The organism is Klebsiella sp. M041 (assembly GCF_059759695.1).
This window is the reverse complement of the sequence record NZ_JCAXWU010000022.1, coordinates 47,490-67,747: the sequence shown is the minus strand read 5'-3', so window position 1 is coordinate 67,747 and position 20,258 is coordinate 47,490. Positions and strand designations below refer to the sequence as shown.

16 protein-coding genes and 2 pseudogenes are annotated in these 20,258 nt (G+C 58.0%); 14 read left to right on the top strand and 4 right to left on the bottom strand.

The features are described from left to right. The 10 genes and pseudogenes from tli1a to AC6CWS_RS22770 form a co-directional block, all read left to right on the top strand. Positions 1 to 317 (top strand): annotated as a pseudogene (gene tli1a / locus AC6CWS_RS22815) (Tli1a family immunity protein); the annotation flags it as partial. After that, positions 305 to 2,710: a T6SS phospholipase effector Tle1-like catalytic domain-containing protein gene (locus tag AC6CWS_RS22810; protein ID WP_065882154.1), complete on the top strand. Its 2,406-nt coding sequence runs from the start codon at positions 305 to 307 to the stop codon at positions 2,708 to 2,710. The pseudogene tli1a and the gene AC6CWS_RS22810, both read left to right, overlap by 13 nt. Positions 2,711 to 2,752: 42 nt before the next feature. Further along, complete coding sequence (locus tag AC6CWS_RS22805; RefSeq protein WP_048334957.1) at positions 2,753 to 3,010, top strand: PAAR domain-containing protein; 258 nt, start codon at positions 2,753 to 2,755, stop codon at positions 3,008 to 3,010. Then, entirely contained in the window at positions 3,007 to 4,143 is a 1,137-nt protein-coding gene (locus AC6CWS_RS22800) for a KPHS_23130 family T6SS system protein (protein WP_065882158.1), read from the top strand. Before AC6CWS_RS22805 ends, AC6CWS_RS22800 begins: the two co-directional genes overlap by 4 nt. Further along, positions 4,130 to 7,579 (top strand): ImcF-related family protein, encoded by a 3,450-nt coding sequence (locus tag AC6CWS_RS22795; protein ID WP_498256441.1) that lies wholly within the window; start codon positions 4,130 to 4,132, stop codon positions 7,577 to 7,579. Before AC6CWS_RS22800 ends, AC6CWS_RS22795 begins: the two co-directional genes overlap by 14 nt. Continuing rightward, positions 7,576 to 9,168, top strand: a complete 1,593-nt coding sequence (gene tssA / locus AC6CWS_RS22790; protein ID WP_065882162.1) for a type VI secretion system protein TssA — start codon at positions 7,576 to 7,578, stop codon at positions 9,166 to 9,168. The genes AC6CWS_RS22795 and tssA overlap by 4 nt, the downstream gene beginning before the upstream one ends. A 79-nt stretch (positions 9,169 to 9,247) precedes the next feature. Next, the gene (tssF, locus tag AC6CWS_RS22785; protein ID WP_065882164.1) at positions 9,248 to 11,002 is read left to right on the top strand and encodes a type VI secretion system baseplate subunit TssF; all 1,755 of its coding nucleotides are present in this window, start codon (positions 9,248 to 9,250) and stop codon (positions 11,000 to 11,002) included. Continuing rightward, positions 10,966 to 12,051: a type VI secretion system baseplate subunit TssG gene (gene tssG, locus AC6CWS_RS22780; protein ID WP_065882166.1), complete on the top strand. Its 1,086-nt coding sequence runs from the start codon at positions 10,966 to 10,968 to the stop codon at positions 12,049 to 12,051. The genes tssF and tssG overlap by 37 nt, the downstream gene beginning before the upstream one ends. After that, positions 12,029 to 12,571, top strand: a complete 543-nt coding sequence (gene tssJ, locus AC6CWS_RS22775; RefSeq protein WP_065882168.1) for a type VI secretion system lipoprotein TssJ — start codon at positions 12,029 to 12,031, stop codon at positions 12,569 to 12,571. Before tssG ends, tssJ begins: the two co-directional genes overlap by 23 nt. Before the next feature lie 126 nt (positions 12,572 to 12,697). Continuing rightward, positions 12,698 to 13,192 carry a hypothetical protein gene (locus tag AC6CWS_RS22770; protein ID WP_065882171.1) on the top strand — a complete coding sequence of 165 codons (495 nt, stop codon included), beginning with the start codon at positions 12,698 to 12,700 and terminating at the stop codon, positions 13,190 to 13,192. 4 nt (positions 13,193 to 13,196) lie between these two features. On the opposite strand, the gene AC6CWS_RS22765 is transcribed toward AC6CWS_RS22770, so the two are convergent. Then, the gene (locus AC6CWS_RS22765) at positions 13,197 to 13,952 is read right to left on the bottom strand and encodes an SDR family NAD(P)-dependent oxidoreductase (RefSeq protein ID WP_032452600.1); all 756 of its coding nucleotides are present in this window, start codon (positions 13,950 to 13,952) and stop codon (positions 13,197 to 13,199) included. A 158-nt stretch (positions 13,953 to 14,110) separates the two neighbouring features. Between AC6CWS_RS22765 and AC6CWS_RS22760 the strand changes: the two genes are divergently transcribed. Continuing rightward, on the top strand, positions 14,111 to 14,989 hold the full coding sequence (locus AC6CWS_RS22760; protein ID WP_064154719.1) for an AraC family transcriptional regulator: 879 nt from the start codon (positions 14,111 to 14,113) through the stop codon (positions 14,987 to 14,989). Positions 14,990 to 15,039: 50 nt separating this feature from the next. Here AC6CWS_RS22760 and AC6CWS_RS22755 read toward each other — a convergent pair whose 3' ends face one another. Then, positions 15,040 to 15,246, bottom strand: coding sequence for a YdgH/BhsA/McbA family protein (locus AC6CWS_RS22755; RefSeq protein ID WP_032452602.1), 207 nt, complete (start codon positions 15,244 to 15,246; stop codon positions 15,040 to 15,042). A 25-nt stretch (positions 15,247 to 15,271) separates the two neighbouring features. Next, positions 15,272 to 16,201: an aromatic alcohol reductase gene (locus AC6CWS_RS22750; protein WP_065882176.1), complete on the bottom strand. Its 930-nt coding sequence runs from the start codon at positions 16,199 to 16,201 to the stop codon at positions 15,272 to 15,274. A gap of 138 nt (positions 16,202 to 16,339) precedes the next feature. Here AC6CWS_RS22750 and AC6CWS_RS22745 point away from each other — a divergent pair, with 138 nt between their 5' ends. Then, positions 16,340 to 17,245 (top strand): LysR family transcriptional regulator, encoded by a 906-nt coding sequence (locus tag AC6CWS_RS22745; RefSeq protein ID WP_065882180.1) that lies wholly within the window; start codon positions 16,340 to 16,342, stop codon positions 17,243 to 17,245. Between the two features lie 21 nt (positions 17,246 to 17,266). Here AC6CWS_RS22745 and AC6CWS_RS22740 read toward each other — a convergent pair. Then, positions 17,267 to 18,191: pseudogene (locus AC6CWS_RS22740) on the bottom strand (LysR family transcriptional regulator). A gap of 87 nt (positions 18,192 to 18,278) precedes the next feature. Here AC6CWS_RS22740 and AC6CWS_RS22735 point away from each other — a divergent pair. Both AC6CWS_RS22735 and AC6CWS_RS22730 read left to right on the top strand, forming a co-directional pair. Continuing rightward, a complete protein-coding gene (locus AC6CWS_RS22735; RefSeq protein WP_074442606.1) occupies positions 18,279 to 19,142 on the top strand; it encodes an MBL fold metallo-hydrolase in 864 nt (287 codons plus the stop codon). Further along, positions 19,142 to 20,053, top strand: a complete 912-nt coding sequence (locus AC6CWS_RS22730; protein WP_065882190.1) for an NmrA/HSCARG family protein — start codon at positions 19,142 to 19,144, stop codon at positions 20,051 to 20,053. The genes AC6CWS_RS22735 and AC6CWS_RS22730 overlap by 1 nt, the downstream gene beginning before the upstream one ends. The last annotated feature ends 205 nt before the right edge of the window (positions 20,054 to 20,258 follow it).

Sequence of the window (20,258 nt, the reverse complement as noted above, 5' to 3'; positions counted from 1 at the left end):
GTGCCTCCAAAATGGGAACCGGGAATGACGGTAAAAATTGAGTGGGAAACAGGAGAAGCTTCAACAGATGGCTTTCCAGGATACGATCATTGGGATGAGTATCTTGAATGGAAAAAAAAATAAAAGCAAGTCATAAAGAACACATTGCAGTAGTACCGGTTCCTGACTATAACGGCCAAAAAACCTGTGGCATCAAAATACACTTCCTTCCGTGCGACAAGGTAAAAGTTGCAACCAGTTGTTACGATTACGGCAATCCGAACTACCCGATTAAGGATCCGATTAAGATGGAGGAGCCTGAAGTATGTCCAAAATGAACCCAGACTTAACATGGTATCCACCTCACTTTCCAATACAAGGGCGTTTACCAACAGATACAGCAGCAACGAAGCGAAACTGTAAACAGCAGGACAGCCATGAGCTGGCATACCGGAATGAGCTCTGTCACGCTGCGGGTAAAATCGTAGAGCCGCCTTGCTGTAAAACTCTGCATATCAGTTTATTTTTTGATGGTACAGGAAATAACTTAAATAACGATCTTTATATTGCCAGTCCTAAGCATACAACAAATATTGCTCGTTTGTTTCGTGCAACTATCGGTCAGGGTTATGCTGGTGGGGTTCAGGGACATACTGAAGAGTTGGTTGATTTAGCAGGAACGTCAGGCAACAAATATTATAAATATTATATCCCTGGGGTTGGCACACCTTTTCCAGAAGTTAATGACCTTGATTATAGTACGCCAGGCCTGGCTTTTGCGACCTACGGTGAAGAACGCGTCAACTGGGGGCTGCTACGGATTATTGACGCACTCAGAAGAACATCGGGTTTAACCGAGATTTCTGATGCCGAGTGTTATGCCGCCGTCAACCGAATGACATCATATCTGGGATCGGACGGGCCAGACAGGCGTTATACCGTGTTTAATGAACTTTTAAAGGCCGCGGATCTTGCACCTAAACTGAAGCAGGCAGTTATACAGCCAGAACCCGGAAAACCGAAGTTATTAGGCATTAAATTATATATCTATGGTTTCTCCCGCGGTGCAGCAAGTGCGCGAACATTTGTGAACTGGCTATCCGAGTTGCTGCCGGGGGGCAGGAGAAAGGGAAGTAAACCTGAGCTTTGTCTGAGGTCGGGTGACGTAAAAATCCCCTTAAGTATTGAATTTCTTGGCCTGCTCGACACTGTGGCATCCGTTGGCATTGCAAATATCGCGCCATTCGCAGAAGGGCATATGGGCTGGGCTGATGACACCATGGAATTACCGGATAATGGGCTGATCAAAAAATGCACTCACCTCGTTTCATCCCACGAACAAAGACTTTGTTTCCCGCTGGATTCAATCTGCCGCAGCGACGGAACTTACCCAAGTTATGCTACGGAAGTGGTTTATCCTGGAATGCACTCCGATATTGGTGGGGGGTATCCTCCGGGAGATCAGGGAAAGGCTGTTGGAGATGATGATGGTAATTTATTATCGCAAATTGTTTTGCATGATATGTATATTTCTGCATTTAATGCAGGAGCGCCTTTGAAAGTAAAAAGAGAATCATTACCGAATGATTTACGAAAAGACACATGGAGGATGTTGGGTGCAGATCAATTACTTGAATTTGAAGTTTCACCTGATTTAAGTTCACGATTCAATGCTTGGCGAGAGCTTGCTCTTAATTTATCTTCAGATAATGCTGAAGCATCTACTGATGCGTTCCAATATAACCCCATTCGTGCAAGTTCAAATGTCATTACAGCTCTAGAAAATCAACTCGGCTGGATTACGGCATGGCGTATCGGGCGATATGTAAACGGCGCTTATAAATCTCAAGGATTTTACAAATCTTCAGGTGCCGAGTGGCAAAATAAAGACTCTGACCCGGCCACTCTGGCTGCATCTAAGGCTGAGCAAGAACGGAAACAAAAAGAGGTGGATGATGCGCGCCTGAGAGCAATCGTGGATAATAGGTTCAAAAATAAAAAATTCATACCATTACCTCCAGGGCCAAAAAATTTTGACCCAGCTATCGCTCAGGTTCAGCTAAGACAGGCGGCAGAAGAATTCAATGCCGATTATCATTCTAAGCCACGCCCTGTTACGGGGAACTGGAAATATACGGTGTCTCAGCAATTATCTAATGTGATGTATGCCTTCAGTGAGAATGATTTCTCTGTTGAGTATGAACGCATCAAAAGTTCAGGTGACAGTTTATTTTACAAACTGTTTCCTAAACAATCTGCTGGAGAACCCGCTCAAACGCCAGACAGTCTGGTCAGATCATTATTTGACGATCAGGTTCATGACTCACGTGCCTGGTTTATGCACGCTACCTTTGGTGACAGAGAACCCTGGGGAAGTTACTTCCTTTATCGGATGATTTTTTTTGGTGAGTTGATGAGTAAAAATGTCTCATTGATCGCTAAATATGGCCGGTTTGTTGAAGGTCAACTTAAATCAGCGATAAAAGGAGCCAGTCTCACTTTTGACAATACGACTATCAACAGTAATATTTCGAATGAAATTACATCTGGTATTAAACAAGTGATTTCTATCACCCCTACTTCGGCAAGTGCGCCTGAAATTATTAATGCAGAATCTATTATTCAACCTGCAATGACAAATGGAATTGCGCCATTGGGTAGCCAGACACGTAAAGCCCTGGATGCTGCGAAACTCGCCGAAACCAAGGCTGATATTCTTAAAATATGGTGATGGTTCGTTATTCCTTCTGTTTAATTTAATTAAGGAAAGTTAATGAAACATATTATTAGGCAGGGTGATTCGCTAAAAGAGTATGGTGGTTCAGTTATTGGCGGTCACTATCTTTATTTTGGTAAAGGTATTGCTGTGAAAGGTGATGCGGTGAAATGTAATAAGCATGGGATGACAACGATTGTCGAAGGTAGCTATCTGACAAAAGTTGACGGTCAACCAGTAGCATTACATGGTCATCGCTGCGCATGTGGTTGCACGCTGGTGAGTTCCAACCCCGATTGCAGGGTTGCGCAGTGAGAGCTATTCCTACATTTCCTCGCTATCGTCTTGCGAAACCGCCGATTGCAAAGCGCTGGTTTGGGGGAGGTGCCGCTCTGGTTTTGCTCTCTGGTATCATCGCGGCAATGGCAAGAAAATCCGGTGCCAATACCAGTATCATTCTTATCTGCATGGTTGGAATGGTATTACTCGGCGGTGTTGTCTGGTTTGTACGCACGATCTTTTTTCGCCTTTCAGTTCATCATTCACATACCTGGGAGCGCGAAACAGAAAATGAGCGCAGGCATTGGTGGGAAATCCATCGGCGTCAGTTTGCCCTGAAAGATATTGTCCTGATTGGTCCGGCAGGCGCTGAGCTTTCTGACTGGCTGCGTATGATTAAGCGAGAGCATCAGGCTCCATTAGTCAGGCAGGAATCCTTGGGGAAATCGTTACGTATTGCCAGAAGTTTCTCTTCTGCTCTTATTGAACGTGAAAAACAACTGGCTCAAATGCTTGTATTGCAATGGAAAAGGCAGCGAGGTAAGGAATTATTCGTTTCTCCGGCGAAATATTTCTGGCAGGGGAGCCCTGAAGCCTGGCAAGCCTTTGTGGCACAGCTCATTGAGAGTTTTCCGGGAATTAAACCTCCTGAATTACCGGAGTTATGGCAAGGGGAGAAAACATTATCCTTACTGGCTAATGTTCTTGCGAACAATAAACAGCAGGCTAATTTTTTGATTGCCGGGTGCCAGTCTTTATCTCCTTCTTCTGACTCTACTCGTCCTGCTGGTGAATGCGCAGTACTGTGGCTGGCTGGAAACCAGGGGGAAGTCACATTATCCCGTGGTGAATTTTTTGAGCCTTCTGATAGTGAGTCCCTGCGGCACGTCGCCTTGCGAGCCGAAAAACAGAGTGAACTTAATGAGTCGCCCGAACGGTGCATTCTCTTCTCACATCCGGAGCAACCTGAACTCGCCGATTGTGGCTGGAATGTGACCCACAATATCCAGGATGACTACTGGGGCGATCCTGGAAATCTTGATGCGCTGGTTGTGATATCGCTCGCTGCAATTACCGCTAAGAGTGAAGCAAAGCCCTGCGGCTGGATAGCGTCAGACCCCCTTCATACCTTAGCACTTGGGATCGTAAAACCACATGGAAACAGATAAGGACAAAAACCAGACTCAGGAAATTTCTGCCGGGATCACTGTACTGCTTATTGCTGTAGCAGTAACGCTGGTGATCATGCTGGGGGGATTTGCATACTGGTTGATTGCCGGAGAGCGTTCGACGGAATGGTCAGTGATTTCTCCAGTTCTGCTTGTGTGCAGCCTCCTCTGGGTCACACTTGCCTGTGTGATCGCCCTGGCTTTCCTTGCCGTTCATTTTTGGATCATCAGTCGGGTCAAACGAACGACCTCAATATCTCAGAAAAATGAAGCCAAAAAGAAGGCCAGGGAAAGGCGCCTGACGCTCGCCAGAGACATTGGCACCGTGCTGCGCAAATGCTACCACCTCTTCTGGCGCCGCAAAGTCCGCCTGCTTTTAGTCACCGGCGACGATGAGGCAATAGAACAACTGGTTCCCGGCCTACAACGGCAGCACTGGCTTGAAGGCAACCGCACCGTACTGATTTACGGCGGCAGCCTTGCATCGGAGCCTGACCGAGAAAAATACATCGCGCTGCGCAAGCTGCGCCGCGGCCGTCCTCTGGACGGGATTGTGCGGGTGATGCCATCGTCTCTCACCCTGACGCCGCAGATAAGCGAAAACGACCTGCGCGGGCTGGAAAAAATTAGCGAACTGCTGGGCTATGCCGCCCCGGTTTGGCTGTGGAAACTGTGCGGCAGTGAGTGGTCGCAGGCTGACCGCGCGGTGCAGGCGGTAGGGGTTAGCTTCCCGTTACGCGCAACCGAGGACGATGTCGCCCGTCAGCTTGCGCAGATGCTGCCCACGCTGCGGGAGCAGGGGATGCGCCAGATCGCGGAGGAGACCCGCCACGACTTCCTGCTGCGTCTGGGGCAGCAGCTTCTCGACGGGGGGATCGCGCAATGGCGCTGGCAGCTGGCGCCATGGCTGACCGCCTCGCGGCAGCGGTTTGCGCTGCGAGGCCTAATGTTTAGCCTGCCGGCGCCTCGCACCGCAGATCCTTATCAGGAGGCTGATGCCTCGCCTGCGGGCCAGCCTCATCTCCTGACGCTGCCCGCCACCTGGCAGGGAATCGTCGATGACTGCCGCCGTTTACGCGGGCATCACGTGGGAATGGCGTGGGAGCGGGGCCTGGCGTGCGGTTTGATGGCTATCCTCGGCCTGTGGGCGGCGGGATTGCTGCTCTCCTTTACCCTTAATTACAGCCAGATTGTTTCGGTAGCGGGAAAAGCCCGTGACCTGGTGACCCACCCCTCCGTTTCTGACTATCAACTGACGGCCCTCCATGCCCTGCGCAATGAGGCCGGCCGTCTCGTGCATGATGGGCAGAAGGGCGCTCCCTGGTATCGGCGCTTTGGCCTGGACCATCATCAGCAACTATTAGACGCCGTCCTGCCCTGGTACGGTGTGGTAAACAACCGCCTGATACGTGACCCGGCCAATGTCGCGCTGCAGCAGGCGCTCAGCGCGCTGGTCAACTCCGCACCCAATAGCGACCAGCGAGCCCTGCTGGCGAAACCGGGCTATGACCAGCTGAAAGCCTGGCTGATGATGGCTCGTCCGGATAAAGCCGATGGCGCCTTTTTCGCGCAGACCATGAAAACGGTCCAGCCAACGCGAAAGGGGATCTCGACCGGACTGTGGCAAAGTCTGGCGCCGGATCTGTGGGCCTTTTATCTCTCCCTGCTACCCGAGCGGCCAGAGTGGAAGATCATCCCGGATGCGCAACGAGTCAGTCAGAGCCGTCAGGTTCTGTTGCAGCAGATAGGTCGCCGCAATGCCGAAAGCACCTTGTATGAGAACATGCTCAAATCCGTGCGTCGTAATTTTGCCGATGTATCGCTGGAAGACATGACCAGTGGCACCGATGCGCGCCGCCTGTTTACCACCGATGAAGTGGTCCCGGGGATGTTTACCCGCCAGGCATGGGAAGGCGGCATTCAGCAGGCCATTGATAAGGCAGCCAGCTCGCGCCGGGAGGAAATCGACTGGGTGCTGAGCGATTCGCGCAAAACGGTGTCGACAGACCTGTCGCCGGAGGCGCTGAAAGCGCGTCTGACCCGACGCTACTTCACCGATTTCGCCGGCAGCTGGCTGAATTTTCTCAACAGTCTGCGACTTAATCCGGCGACCACCATTGCTGATGTTACCGACCAGCTCACGCTGATAAGCGATGTCCGCCAGTCGCCGCTGATTGCCCTGATGAATACCCTTGCCTGGCAGGGGCAGGCGGGGCAACAAAGGGAGGGGCTGTCGGACAGCCTTATTAAATCGGCCAAAGATCTGGTGGGCGGAAAAGACAAGCCGGTCATCGACCAGTCGGCAGCCGGGCCGCAGGGGCCTCTGGATGACACGTTCGGCCCACTGCTCCAGCTAATGGGGAAAAACACGGGCAGCAACGTCATGTCGGCCGACAGCACCCTGAGCCTGCAAACCTATCTGACCTGTATCACCCGCGTGCGCCTGCGTCTGCAGCAGGTTGCGAATGCCTCCGATCCGCAGGAGATGATGCAGACCCTGGCGCAGACCGTCTTCCAGGGGAAAAGCGTCGACCTGACCGACACGCAACAATATGGCAGTCTGATTTCGGCAAGCCTTGGCGAAGAGTGGAGTGGCTTCGGTAACACTCTGTTTGTGCAGCCGCTGACTCAGGCCTGGGAAACCGTGCTTCTGCCGTCGGCGGCCAGTCTGAATGATAAATGGCGCCGATCGGTAGTCGCCAACTGGCACACTGCCTTTGACGGCCGCTTTCCGTTTGCCGCCAGCAAAAGCGACGCCTCTCTGCCGATGCTGGCTGAGTTTGTGCGCAAAGACAGCGGGCGAATCGAACGTTTTCTTACGACGGAGCTGAACGGTGTCCTGCATAAAGAAGGCAGTCAGTGGGTGCCGGATAAGGTCAACAGCCACGGCCTGGTCTTTAATCCGGCCTTCCTGCGCGCCATCAACCAGCTAAGCCAGCTGTCCGACATTCTTTTCACCGATGGCAGCCAGGGCATCAGCTTCGAATTGCAGGCCAGGCCTGTTGCACAGGTCGTGGAGACACAGCTGACGATAGACGGCCAAAAGCTGCGCTATTTCAATCAGATGGCCGACTGGCAGACTTTCCGCTGGCCGGGGGAAACGTATAAACCCGGCGCTCTGCTGACCTGGACCACCGTCAATGCGGGCACGCGTCTGTTTGGTGACTACAGCGGAACCTGGGGTTTTATTCGCTGGCTGGAGCAGGGTAAACGCCAGCAGCTCGAACGCAGCCAGTGGATGATGAGCTTCACCGCTCCGGATGGCCGCACCCTGCAGTGGGTACTGCGCTCCCAGCTTGGGAGCGGCCCGCTGGTGCTTCTGGCGCTGCGCGGATTGACCCTGCCGGATCAGATTTTCACTGTCGATGCGGCTGAGAGCGCACAGGCCCTGACGGCGGGGGGAGGGAATAGTGACATGGATGAGATGGAAAAATGAGTATTTTACAAAATCTGCTTGCCGCCAGTCAGTTGGATGAAAGCGTACTGCGCCAGCAGGCCCGGTCACGCCAGGAAAACTGGCAGTCATGGCTTGCGCCAATCAGTGATAGCCAGCCCACCGGCAGCGATCCGGGCTATGACGATGATTTTCAGCGTATCCGCGAGGAGGTCAATAAGATCTCCGGCGTCGATACCGAACTGATTTGCCAGCTGGCAGAAAAACTGCTGACTCATACCTGCAAGGATCTGCGCGTGATCACCTTTTACGTGTGGGCGCGTCTGCAGCAGGATGGCGAAACCGGTCTGGCCGAGGGCGTTACGCTGCTTGCGGCAATGCTTGAGCGGTTTGGGGATATGCTCCATCCCCAACGTGAACGTAGCTGCAAATCGGCGCTGGAATGGCTTGGCAGTCGCCGGATGTCGGACAGTCTGTCTCTTTATCCGGAAGTCGACATGACCACTATGCAGGTCATTATCGGGGCGTTATTGCTGACGGAAGCTTCTTTTGCCGTATTGGCTGAGGCCTCTCGCCCCGATCTTTCCGGGCTATATCAGCTCCTGGAGAACCGACTGGTGCAAAGCGGCGGCGCCCGCAGCCTGGTGCCGCAGACCAGCCGCGAAGAACACGATCTGCTGCCCCAACATGCAGACACCGCACCGGTAATGCATACCGTCACGTCAGGACGTGATTTGCTCGACCAGGTTAAAGTGCTGGCGAAATATCTGCGTGAGTGTCCCGGCGGATGGCTGGCAGGTCATCATCTGATGAAGAGTGTGCGTTGGGATACCCTAACGGAGATACCGCTGCTGGATGCCTCCGGCCGGACCCGGCTATTGCCTCCAAAGCCGGAGAGTAAAGCCCATCTTAAGCGGTTGTATTTACAGAAAAGCTGGTCAGAACTGCTGGAGCATACGGACACGCTGTTGGCGCAAGGCGTCAATCATCTGTGGCTGGACGTGCAGTGGTACGCCTGGCAGGCGCTGCTGAAACTGGATGCTGACACTGTACGGGCCGATATCCTGTGCCGGGATATGAAAGGGCTACTGGCTCGTCTACCGGGGCTGGAAACCCTGGCGTTTAACGATGGTACGCCATTCGCCGATGAAGTGACGCTCAACTGGCTTAACGAACATGTTCTGGATGAGATGGCCGGATGGCAAGGTGAGCCGGTGATGGCGGCGACCAGCACTGATGAGGTGCTGTCGCTGGAGTCAGAAGTGCTCGCCCGCGCGGACGATGAAGGTATTGAGTCGGCGCTGAACTGGTTACAGGCGCAACCGGGCTATACCACCAGCCGCAATCGGTGGATGATGCGCTTATTGATGGCGTGGGTCAGCGAGCAGTACGGAAAAAATGAAATAGCGCTGCATCTGCTGGCGGAACTCGACAGCCGTGCCCGGGAGATGACGCTCGAACAATGGACGCCGGAGCTTATCTTTGAGATCAAAGCCCGCCGACTCCGGCTGCTAAGAGGCAAGGCCGGGCGCAGTGAGGCAGAAAAAAATCGCTTGCAGCCAGAGATGGAGTCTTTGCTTGCCGGGCTTATCGCTCTGGATCCCGCTCGCGCTGCGGTGCTGTGCGCATAATTGACGCGTCAACCGCACCTTATTACTTGCATCTGCTGTCTTCTGCATATCTGAAAGCTATTACTTCTTCTGGTGACTTATGGACGATTTAACCCTGCGTTATTACGACGCTGAAATGCGCTACCTGCTGGAAGCGGGTGAAGAGTTTGCCCGCGCTCATCCTGAGCAGGCGGCAATGCTCAATCTTGACAAAGCGGGCGCCCGCGACCCCTTTGTCGAGCGTCTGTTTGAAGGTTTTGCCTTCCTGATGGGCCGCATGCGCCAGAAGCTCGATGACGATCTGCCCGAACTCACCGAAGGCGTGGTCAGCCTGCTGTGGCCACATTATTTACGTACCATTCCTTCCCTGTCGGTCGTGGAATTCACCCCCGACTGGCAGGAGATGAAAGAGCCGATGACGATGGCTAAAGGCTTTGAAGTGCTTTCCCGGCCGATCGGTGAAAAGGGCACGCGCTGTCGGTACACCACCACCAAAGCGATCGCTCTGCAGCCGTTGTCCCTGGAGCGCGCTCAGCTGACCACCGATACGGATGGCCGGTCGGTGATCACGCTGCGCTTTAACTGCAGCAGCCTGACGGACTGGCGCCGGATCGATCTCAGCCATATCCCGCTGTACTGCAACGCCGATGCGCCGCTGGCCTGCGCCATGCACGAGGCCTTTACCCTCAATGTGGCCAGGATGTGGCTGCGCGTACCCGGTGAGGAGGACAGAAAGCCGCTGGACGGGTATTTCAGCGCGCTGGGGTTTGGCGAGGATGACGGCCTCTGGCCCGAAGATGGCCGCAGTTTTCGCGGCTACCAGCTGCTGCTGGAGTATTTTACCTTCCGCGAAAAGTTCATGTTCATCGACCTGCGCGGGCTGGAGACGGTGGCTTTCCCGGCCGGGATGGCGTGGTTTGAGATCGACGTCGTGCTGGCGGAACGCTGGGAACATGACTTCCGCTTCAGCGAAAAGCAGCTGCGCCTGCACTGCGTACCGGCGATAAACCTGTTCCCGCTGGAGTCCGATCCGCTGACCATCAATTCCCTGCAGACAGAATACCTGCTGCGCCCACTGCGCGTGCAGGACGGCCACACTGAAATTTACACCGTCGATTCCGTGATCTCCTCGAGCCAACAGGCTTACGAGCCGTTCTCAAGCTTTCGTCACAAAGGCGGCATGATGCGTCATGACGCGCCTGATTATTACTATCATACCCGGGTGCGCCGTGGCCCCTCCGGGTTGCATAACACCTGGCTTATCGTCGGCGGGGAAGCCTTTGACAATCATACCGTACCGGAAGATGAAAGCCTGTCGCTCACCCTCACCGGAACCAACGGCCAGCTTCCGCGTCGTGCGCTGCAGAGCACCGTGCTCGATACGGTGATGAAAACCACCTCGGCCAGCGTCGCGGTTCGTAACCTCTGCGCGCCGACGCTCCCGTGCTATCCCCCTGCCCAGGATCGTTTTCACTGGCGGGTGCTGAGCCATCTGGGCAGCAGTTTTCTTTCCCTGATGGACAACGCTGAAGTCCTGCGCGGCACCCTGGCGCTGTATGAATGGACCGACAGCGAGATGAATCGTCGGCGTCTGGAAGCCATCCTCGACGTGAAGCACCGCGCAACAGAGCGCTTTGCACAGGGCCATCTGGTGCGCGGCGTGCAAATTGAAGTCACCCTCGACAGCCACGGCTTTGCCGGACGAGGCGATATATGCCTGTTTGGCGAGATGCTTAGCCGCTTCTTTGCGCTCTACACCGATATCTACTTGTTCAACCGCCTGATTATCATTCTGCAACCAACCGGAGAACGACTGGAATGGGAAGAGAAGCGCAGCCGACGCATTCCCGGCTGATGCCGCGTCTGGAGGCCGACCTGCCGCGGATCAATTTTTACCGCTTTTGTCAGCTTCTGGAACGACAGCACCCCGATAAACCCCTGATGGGGGCGACCAGCCATCCGGCTGACGATCCGGTACGTTTTTATCCGTACCCGGGGATGGGATTCCCCGCCAGCGAACTCAGAGCCGTGGAATACGATGAGGCCAATGACAGCGGGCCGCCGGTCATTCGCACCACCTTTATGGGCTTGTACGGTGTCGATTCGCCGCTCCCGACGGCCTGGCTCGATGATATCGCCCAGCGCAGGGAAGGGCATGAAGCGCTGCAGGGGTTGCTGGATATCTTCAGTCACCGGATTATCACGCAGTATTACCGCCTCTGGCGGAAATACTGCTGGCCCGCCACCTTTGAGCCCGGCGGTACCGACCGCCTGTCACAGTCGTTGCTGGGTCTGGCGGGCCTGGGCATCCCCGGCACGACGCGGCATATCGCCTCGCCAGCGTCGCGCTTTCTGGCGCTGACTGGCGTGCTGCGTCAGCCGGGCAAAACTCAGCAGGGGATCCAGGCGCTGGTCACGCTGCTGGCCCCGAAGACCACCGTCAGGGCGAGCCCTTACTGCCTGCGTCCGGTGGCGGTCAGCCAGCCGCTGGGCTTTTACGGCGATGACGACTTCTTACTGGACGGAAATACCCCGCTGGGTGACGAAGCGATGGACAGCAGTAGCCAGCTCCTCGTCGCCCTTATCACCGATAATCCCGAGGAGGCGCAGGGCTGGAAGCCTGATGGCCCGCTGTTTCGGGACTTTCTCATCCTGCTGCGGGTGTATCTGGGCTGGCGATTCCGGGCCAGAATCACCCTGACCGCGCCGACCCGACTGCTGACTGTCCCGCCGCTGGGGGACGGACCGTTCTGGCTTGGTATGAACGGCGTGCTGGGCGCTGGAGAGGGTGAGAGTCAGGATGATATCCCACAGACATTTACCACCGAACTGGGCACCTATACCGGCCTGCAGCCTGCCACCTCATCGCAAGGAAACCGACGTGTTACGTATAAGTTTAATTAAAACCGCCTGCCTGCTGTCCCTGCTAGCGCTTTGCCTGAGCGGATGCGGGCTCACCCAGCGCGTCACGGAGGGAACAAAATCCGCCTTCAACGCCGTTTTTTATAAGCAAATTAATACGCTGCATCTGGATTTTACGGCGCGCGAAGCGCTCAACACCGATGCCAGAGAGAATCACTCGCTCTCCGAACCGGTGGTGGTGCGCATCTATCAGCTTAAAGATCGCCGGACCTTTGACCGGCTGGTTTACCAGCAGCTGCTGGAGGAGGGGGATATTCTGCTCGCCGCCGATCTCCTCGCCAGTCGCGACGTAGTGATCAACCCCGGAGGGGACGCCAGTCTCAATATGCCGCTGGAAACGCAGGCGAAGTTCGTGGCGGTTGTCGGCCTGTTCCGCCATCCGGATACAGAAAGAAATACCTGGAAGCAGGTGCTGGCGCGTGAGGAACTGGATCCTGACAAGCCACGCATTTTTACCGCCGAAACTAACCAGCTAAGGCTCAGGCCTGAAGCGGCGAAGTAACGTCGAAAACAAATTTCTGCGGCGGGTCCATCGTGGCGATTGGCCCGTAATCTTCGTTAACCAGCGAACTGGCGGTAACCATCCTCATCCAGCCTCACCGGTTTCATCACAGCACAGGGAGATAACGTGACAGCAAGGGAGCGTTTTTTTAAGAAACTACAGCACCAGCAAAATCCGCCGCGGACAACCACCTTCGATGGGGCGGCCGCCGCGGATATCGCCATGTTTCGCCAGCAGATGGCGGCGCTCGCCCGGCAGGTGAATCAGTGGTTTGACGGAACGGGCATCGAGGTGGTGGTTTCGACCCGCCACCTCCACGATCTGAGCCCCCTTGGCTACAGCCTCAATAGCGGCATCTGCCGCTACGATATCCCCACTCTCCGCCTGCAAAACGGCGAGCGCAGCGTCAATATCGTGCCGCAGCAGCTGTGGGATGGCGTGGAAAAGGGGGTCGTGACTCTGAGCCTTGAGACACCTGGCGGGGCAGGCTCCCGGGAGGTGTTTTATCTGAGCCTGGCCCCGGACGGCGGCTGGTTGATCCGTCAGGCGCGCCAGTCCCCGGAGGCGCGACAGATTCTCACCGAAGACCGCTTTTTTATGGCGATCGACAGCCTGGCCTGACTGGTCAGATGGTCTGTCCGCCCGATACCTCGATCCGCTGGGCGGTCACCCAGCGGTTATCGTCGCGCAGCAGGCTGGCGATCATCGGCCCAATATCCTCGGGAACGCCCACCCGTCCCAGCGCCGTCATCGCGGCAAACTGCGCGTTAACCCCCGCGTCGTCCCGCACCAGTCCGCCGCCAAAGTCGGTGGCGATAGCGCCGGGGGCGACGGTATTGACGGTGATGCCGCGCCCGCCCAGCTCGCGGGCCATGTATACGCTCAGCATCTCCACAGCCGCTTTGGCCGCGGCGTAGGCGGAGAAGCCAGGATAAGAGACGCGGGTCAGTCCGGAGGAGAAGTTAACGATCCGTCCGCCGTCAGCCAGCAGCGGCAGCAGGGTTTGAACGAGGAAAAACACCCCCTTAACGTGGACGTTAAACAGCCCGTCGAACTGCGCCTCGCGCGTTTCGGCCAGCGGGGCAAATTCGCCGTGTCCCGCGTTATTGATCAGATGGTCGAAGGTGTCCCGTCCCCAGACGCTGCCCAGCGCAGCGCGCAGGCTGTCGGCGAAGGCCGGAAAGCTGGCGGTCTGCGCCATATCCAGCGGCAGGGCGATGGCCTTGCGGCCGAGAGCGTGAATGTCGGCCACCACCGCTTCCGCCTGTTCAATATTGCCGCGGCAGGTGACGATGACGTCCCCACCCTGGCGGGCGATATCCAGTGCGGTCTGACGGCCAAGGCCGCGGTTAGCGCCGGTGATAAGTGCAATCTTAGTCATGTTCGATCCTCTCTGGTGTGTGGAGGCCTTACAATAGGGGGTGCCTACCAGACCGGGTTGCCCAATCCTTGTTATTTTTTGCCCATTCCTCTCAATACCCTCTCTTCTGGTGGGAAATAGCGCATACTGAGGCTTTAAAACTTGCCTGAAAGGATCTTATGCGCGACGAACTCTTCGCTCTCTGCCGCCGGTATGCCGATGCTCATGTCGATAGCAGCGGGGTGGCGGTTACCCCGGTTCCCGGCATCACTCTGGTGCGGGCCCTGCACCCCGGCGATCTGCAGGCGGCCATCGCCAGGCCGCTGGTGGCCATGCTGCTGCAGGGGCGCAAAAGCGTGACCACCGGCCTGGCAAGTTTCGACTATGGTCCGGGGGAGGCGATGGTGATCGCCGCGGATGTCCCCACCACCAGCCAGATCACCGAGGCCAGTCAGCGTTTTCCCTATTACGCGCTGGTGCTGGAGCTGGATCTGGCTATCCTGCGCGAGCTGCAGGAGGTGGGACCGTCAGGGGCGGATGAGGCGCCCCGCGTCGGTATCGAACCGATGAATGCCGACGTGACGGACGCCGCTTATCGGCTGGCAAGACTGTTTGATCAACCGGGGGCGCTGGCGGTGTTAGGCGAAGGGCTGCGGCGGGAACTGCATTACTGGCTATTGCAGAGTGTTCACGGGGCGGCCATCCGGGCGCTGGGCGTCGCAGACAGCCATTCTGCTCGGATCCGCCGGGCGGTGGCGGTGCTGCGCCGGGATTTTATGCAGCCAGTCAGCGTCGACGCGCTGGCCGACGCTGCCGGGATGAGCGTTTCGGTCTTTCACCGTCATTTCCGCGCCATGACCACCTTGTCGCCGCTGCAGTTTCAGAAGCAGTTGCGCCTGATCCACGCCCGCCGCCTGATGCTGGCGGAAGGGATGAGCATTGCGCAGGCGGCCGGCGAAGTGGGCTATATCAGCGTGTCGCAGTTCACCCGGGAATACGCTCGCCTGTACGGCGCGCCGCCGGGCCGCGACCGTCGACGGGAAAGAATGAGCGCCTGATCTGGCGCGCGGGCTGGCGGCGGCTCCTCCCTGAGCTGGATAGCGGTGGTTCAGTTATCGAGTGTCGCCGTGATGTGCACTTTGTTACCCATTCGCGCCTCAATGATCCGATAGGCGGTTGCGCCCTCGCGGGCGGCCTGCTGGCGAATTTTGCTTTCCGCGTGGTCCAGGGTATCGCCGGTGGCGGTGAGGGTCCTGGCGTTGACCGCCAGCGGCAGCAGGCAACTCAATACGATCAGTGGAATCAGCTTGTTCATCGTCATTCTGTCCTGTGAGAGAAAATCAGCGCGCGGCCTGCAGCCAGCCGGCAATGTCCTGGGTCGGCAGATGGTGGCGGGTATTCCAGGTGTCGCCCATCGGCCACCACACGCCATCCCCCCGGGCGAAGGCGGCGCGATAGCGCAGCATGGCGTTATCCGGGTCTGTCCGCAGCTGGTCCAGCAGGGCGGGCAGGGTGTGAACGGCTTTGCTGAACGTCTGCTGCGTCACGCGCTCCACGGTGTCCGCCAGCTGCCGGTAAGAGGTCGTTTCGCCGGCAACAAACGTCACCTCGTTGACGATCCGCGGCTGATGCAGATAAATCGCGGTGGTCAGGCGGCCAATATCCGCCGGCGAGGTGACGGTCACCTGGGTGTCCCAGCTGCCAAGGGCGTGAAGGGTTCGGCTGGATAAATTCACCACATCGAAGTCTGGCTCGAAGAGAAAGCTGGTAAACATGCCGGTGGAGACAATGACCCACTCCGTGGCCTGCTGCGCGCGCAGCAGGGTCCGGACATCATACTGCTCGTCCCAGACCGGCTGGCCGCTGCCTTTGCCGACCACATCGTAATTGACGCCAAACTGCCAGGGAAAATAGCGAGGCACTCCGGCGGCCAGCACCGCGCGGGTAATTTTCAGCTGCGTCCCCGGACCGGCGACAAAGCCCATGCAGTTAATCACGGTGCTGTACCCGCGAAAAGCCCTGGTCAGGGCCTCCAGTGAACGACCAGCGATGTCGACGGCGATAAAGTCGGCCCCGGCGTCGGCCAGCGCCCGGTGGCTTGCCGAACGCAGCTGGCCGGTTTCATCCCAGGCCGCCGGCGAGACGATCACCGAGACCGCGCCCTGGCGCTGGATCACCGCTGGCACCAGCGCATCCAGTACGGCGGCGCCCAGTTGTCCCGCTCCCAGAACTAATACCTTTTCCTCAAGATTAATATCATCAGTTTTCATTTTAACTCCTTGCTCAGTTAAGCCTTGTATTCACTGGCTACATGCTCAGTGTAGGGGGGAGGGCATCATTCGATAAGAACAGGATTTCGGGTTAGACTGTTCGTCATAATGGGATAATAACCACCGGGGGAGCACCAAATGGACAGACTGGATGCCATGCAGTTGTATGTTGCGGTTGTGGATGCCCACAGCTTCGCCCGGGCGGCGGAGGCGCTGGGGCAGCCGCGCTCAACGGTGTCGCGGGTAGTGAAGGAGCTGGAAGCCTGGCTTGGGGCGCAGCTTCTTCAGCGCACCACCCGCAAGCTCAGCGTGACGGCGGAGGGGCGTCGGTATTACGAGGAGTGTAAACGGCTGCTGGCCGAAATGACGGCGATGGAAGCCTCCTTTCCCGGCCGCTCGGCCCAGCCCGCCGGGCGGTTCAAGGTGGGGATGCCGCAATCTCTCGCCCGGCACTGCGTTTTGCCGAGGATCGGCGAGTTTCTGCAGCAGTATCCCGACCTGGAGCTGATCCTCTGCTCAAGCGACAACGTGGAAGATATCATCCAGGAGGGATTCGACTGCGTGATCCGTACCGGGCAAATCGAAGATTCCACCACCCTGGTGGCGCGCCCTCTGGCCCGCTACCGCTGGATGGTCCTCGCCTCGCCGGCCTGGATAGCGGCTCACGGCCGGCCGCAGAGCATCGACGATTTGCACCAGCACCGGGCGGTGGGATACCTGAACCACCGTACCGGGCGGACCATCGACTGGCTTTTCTCCCTCGATGACGGCGACTGCGCGATCCGCATGCAGGAGACGCTGGTGGTCGACGATACCGATGCCTATATCCAGGCCGGCGTTCAGGGGCTGGGCCTGATCCGCGTCGCCAGCTATCTGGCGCAACCCTGGCTGCAGAGCGGCGCGCTGGTCGCCTGTCTGGAGCAGGCCGCGGCTGATCTTCCCCTGTCGCTGGTCTATCCGCAAAACCGCTATCTGCCGCCGGCGGTGCGCGCGTTTTACGACTGGAGCAGGCGCGTTCTGCAACCCCCGCTCAGCGAGGCCTGATGACGGTGGTATTCGCTACCGCTATGGTCCGCGCATGGCCTGTTTTATCCTCTCTATCAGCCAGTTCAGCGCCGGATCCTGCGCCCGGCGTTTGTGGCGCAGTATACACAGGGTAAATTCCGGGTAGGCCACCGGCGGGGCGTCCGCGCGCAGCGCATACTGCGCCTGCCAGCGTTGCGCCAGCCCCTGGGGGACGGTGGCGAAGAGCGGCAGGGTGGTCAGCAGGAGGGGAAAGGTGGAGAAATTCTGCGTGGCGAAGCGCACGCGCCGCGCGAGTCCCTGACTGGCGAGCTGGCGGTCTATTTCCCCGTGGCCGGTTTCGCGATAGGCCACCATCACATGTTCCCAGGCGACGAAATCGCCCACCGACAACGGCCCGCGGCAGGGGATCTGCTGCGGCGACCACAGGGTGGTCACCCCCATGCTCATCACTGGTTCGCTGACGATCTCCCCCGCGGCTCTGCTTGTTGAGGGACACCGCGACATCAATGCGATCCGCCTCCAGCAGCTGGCGTACCTGGAAGGGGGCGGCGGCGAGTGTCTGGAGCGACACCCCGGGCGCCTCCTGCATCAGTCCGGGCAACAGCTGCGGCATCAGCCAGTGTTCGCTCCAGTCGCTGAGGCCGACGCGGAAAAGCTGCTGCGCGCTGGCGGGGGAAAACTCCCCGGCGCCAAACATTGCCGAATGCAGGTGTTCCATCAGCGGCTGCAGCTCAGTCATCAGCGCTTGCGCCCGCGGGGTCGGCTGCATGCCTCTGGCGCTGCGCACGAACAGCGGATCGTCAAACATCTCGCGCAGCCGTTTCAGCGCCCCGCTGATGGCGGGTTGGCCAAGATGCAGCGCCTCTGCGGTGCGGGTAACGCTGGCTTCGCGGTACAGCACCATCAAGACCGTCAACAAATTCAGATCGATACGACTAAAATCATTTTCAATGATTTTCTTCATTATGATAATCAATTTGAATGTGGGTTATCCCGGCAGCATAGTGAATATCACCCCGGTAAATCAACCAGCGCAATGCGCGCGGAGGGAGTGATGCAAACTTACCAGACAGGCGACAGCCTGATATTCAAAGTGCCGGAGCGCGAGATTAGCCTGCAGTCGGCGGCGCTCTATCTCGCGGCGTTCCCTGTGACGGAGGCGGACGCCGATAATCAGCCAATCGCGCTGTCAATCCACAGCTGGGTGGTACAGACTCCCCACGATCTGATCGTTATCGATACCGCCACCGGCAATGGTCGGGAGCGCGGCGGCAATCCGCTCTATCATCAACTTAATACGCCCTATCTGGAGAATCTCCGCGCCGCGGGAGTGAACCCGGAGGAGGTGACCCTGGTGCTACTGACCCACCTGCACACCGACCATGTCGGATGGAATACCGTCTGGCGGGACGATCGCTGGGCGCCGCTGTTTCCCAACGTGCGCTACCTGTGTTCGGCAAAAGAGCTCACGCGGGTGAAGAACAGCGAACGCTACCGGGCGCTGTGGCTCGACAGCCTGCTGCCGGTGATCGAGGCTGGCCAGCTGGAGACCGTGGATGTGGCGGCCAGGCCGCTGGTCGGCGGACGGATCGCCTTTATCCCTACCCCCGGCCACAGTCCGGACCATGCCGCACTGATCCTCTCCTCAGGCGATGACTACGCCTGTTTCTCCGGCGATCTTCTGCATTCCCCGCGCCAGTTTACCCATCCGCACTGGAGCTCGGCGTTCTGCGGCGATCCCCGGCAGGCGGAACGCTCGCGACGCGAGATGATGGCGTGGTGCGAAAGCCATCATGCCCAATGGTTCACCGGGCATTTCGCCGGACCCTCCTGCGGTTGGCTGGAGGAGGACAGGCCAGGGGAGTATCGCTGGCGAGACGCCGGACAACGATCTGCTGACGAGGAGGAATGGTGATGAATAATGCCCAGAGCGTATTGGTTTTTGGCGCCACCGGCCAGCAGGGCGGCTCGGTGGCGCGGGCGCTGCTGCACCGCGGCTGGCGGGTGCGGGCGCTGGTCAGGGATCCTTTCTCCGCCGGGGCTGTCGCGCTGGCGGCGCGGGGAGCGGAGCTGGTCGTGGGCGCCTTTGAAGACCGGGCGGCAATGCGGGCAGCGATGGCCGGGGTCGACGGCGTCTTCAGCGTGCAGCCCAGCTCGCCGGGCGGGACGGTAACCGATGAGCAGGAGGTGCGCTACGGGATAACCATCGCCGACCTTGCCGTCGAGTGCGGGGTGAAGCATCTGGTGTACAGCTCCGGCAGCGCGGCGGGGGAGACGCCGACCGGCGTAGCGCATTATGACACCAAAGCGGCAATTGAGCGGCATATCCGCCGCCTGCCGCTGGCGGCGACCATCGTGCGGCCCGCCACCTTTATGGAGCTGCTGGTGATGCCCGGTTTTGGCCTTGATGAAGGTCATTTTCACTTTTTTATGCTGCCGGAGGGGAGGATGCAGGTGCTTGCAGTGGAGGATATCGGCCAGCTTGTCGCAGCGATTTTTGCCGCGCCGGCGCGGTTTGCCGGCAAGACGTTCGATATCGCCAGCGACAGCGTGACCGGTCGTCAGCTCGAGGCGTTATTCTCCGCGGCGGCGGGACGGCCGATCCCCTATTCGCGATTTTCCGACGAGGTGCTGGCCGCCAGCCCTTTTCTGCACAAGCTGACCGGGCTGGTGGACGACGGGCGGCTGGCGGGGCACGCCGACCTCGACGCCCTGCGCCAGCTGCACCCGCAGCTGCATACCTTCGCCGGCTGGCTGGCGGGCCCCGGCCGTCCCGCCTTCGAGCGGGCGCTGACCAGCGGGACCCGCTGGGCGTTTAATCGTTAAAGACGACTATATCCTTCCCGCCGGCGTCTCGTTGTCTGGCCCGGCGGATGACCTGCGCTGAGAAGGCCTGCAGGTTGTTAAGACAACGCACGAGGAGTCTGAGTGTAAATTATTTTGCGGATTTTGCTGGCAACGATAGGTGAAAGTGAACGTCCAGAATTTTCAGCCGCTTAGAATGGAGGAAACTCTCTGGGATCGCCTGAAT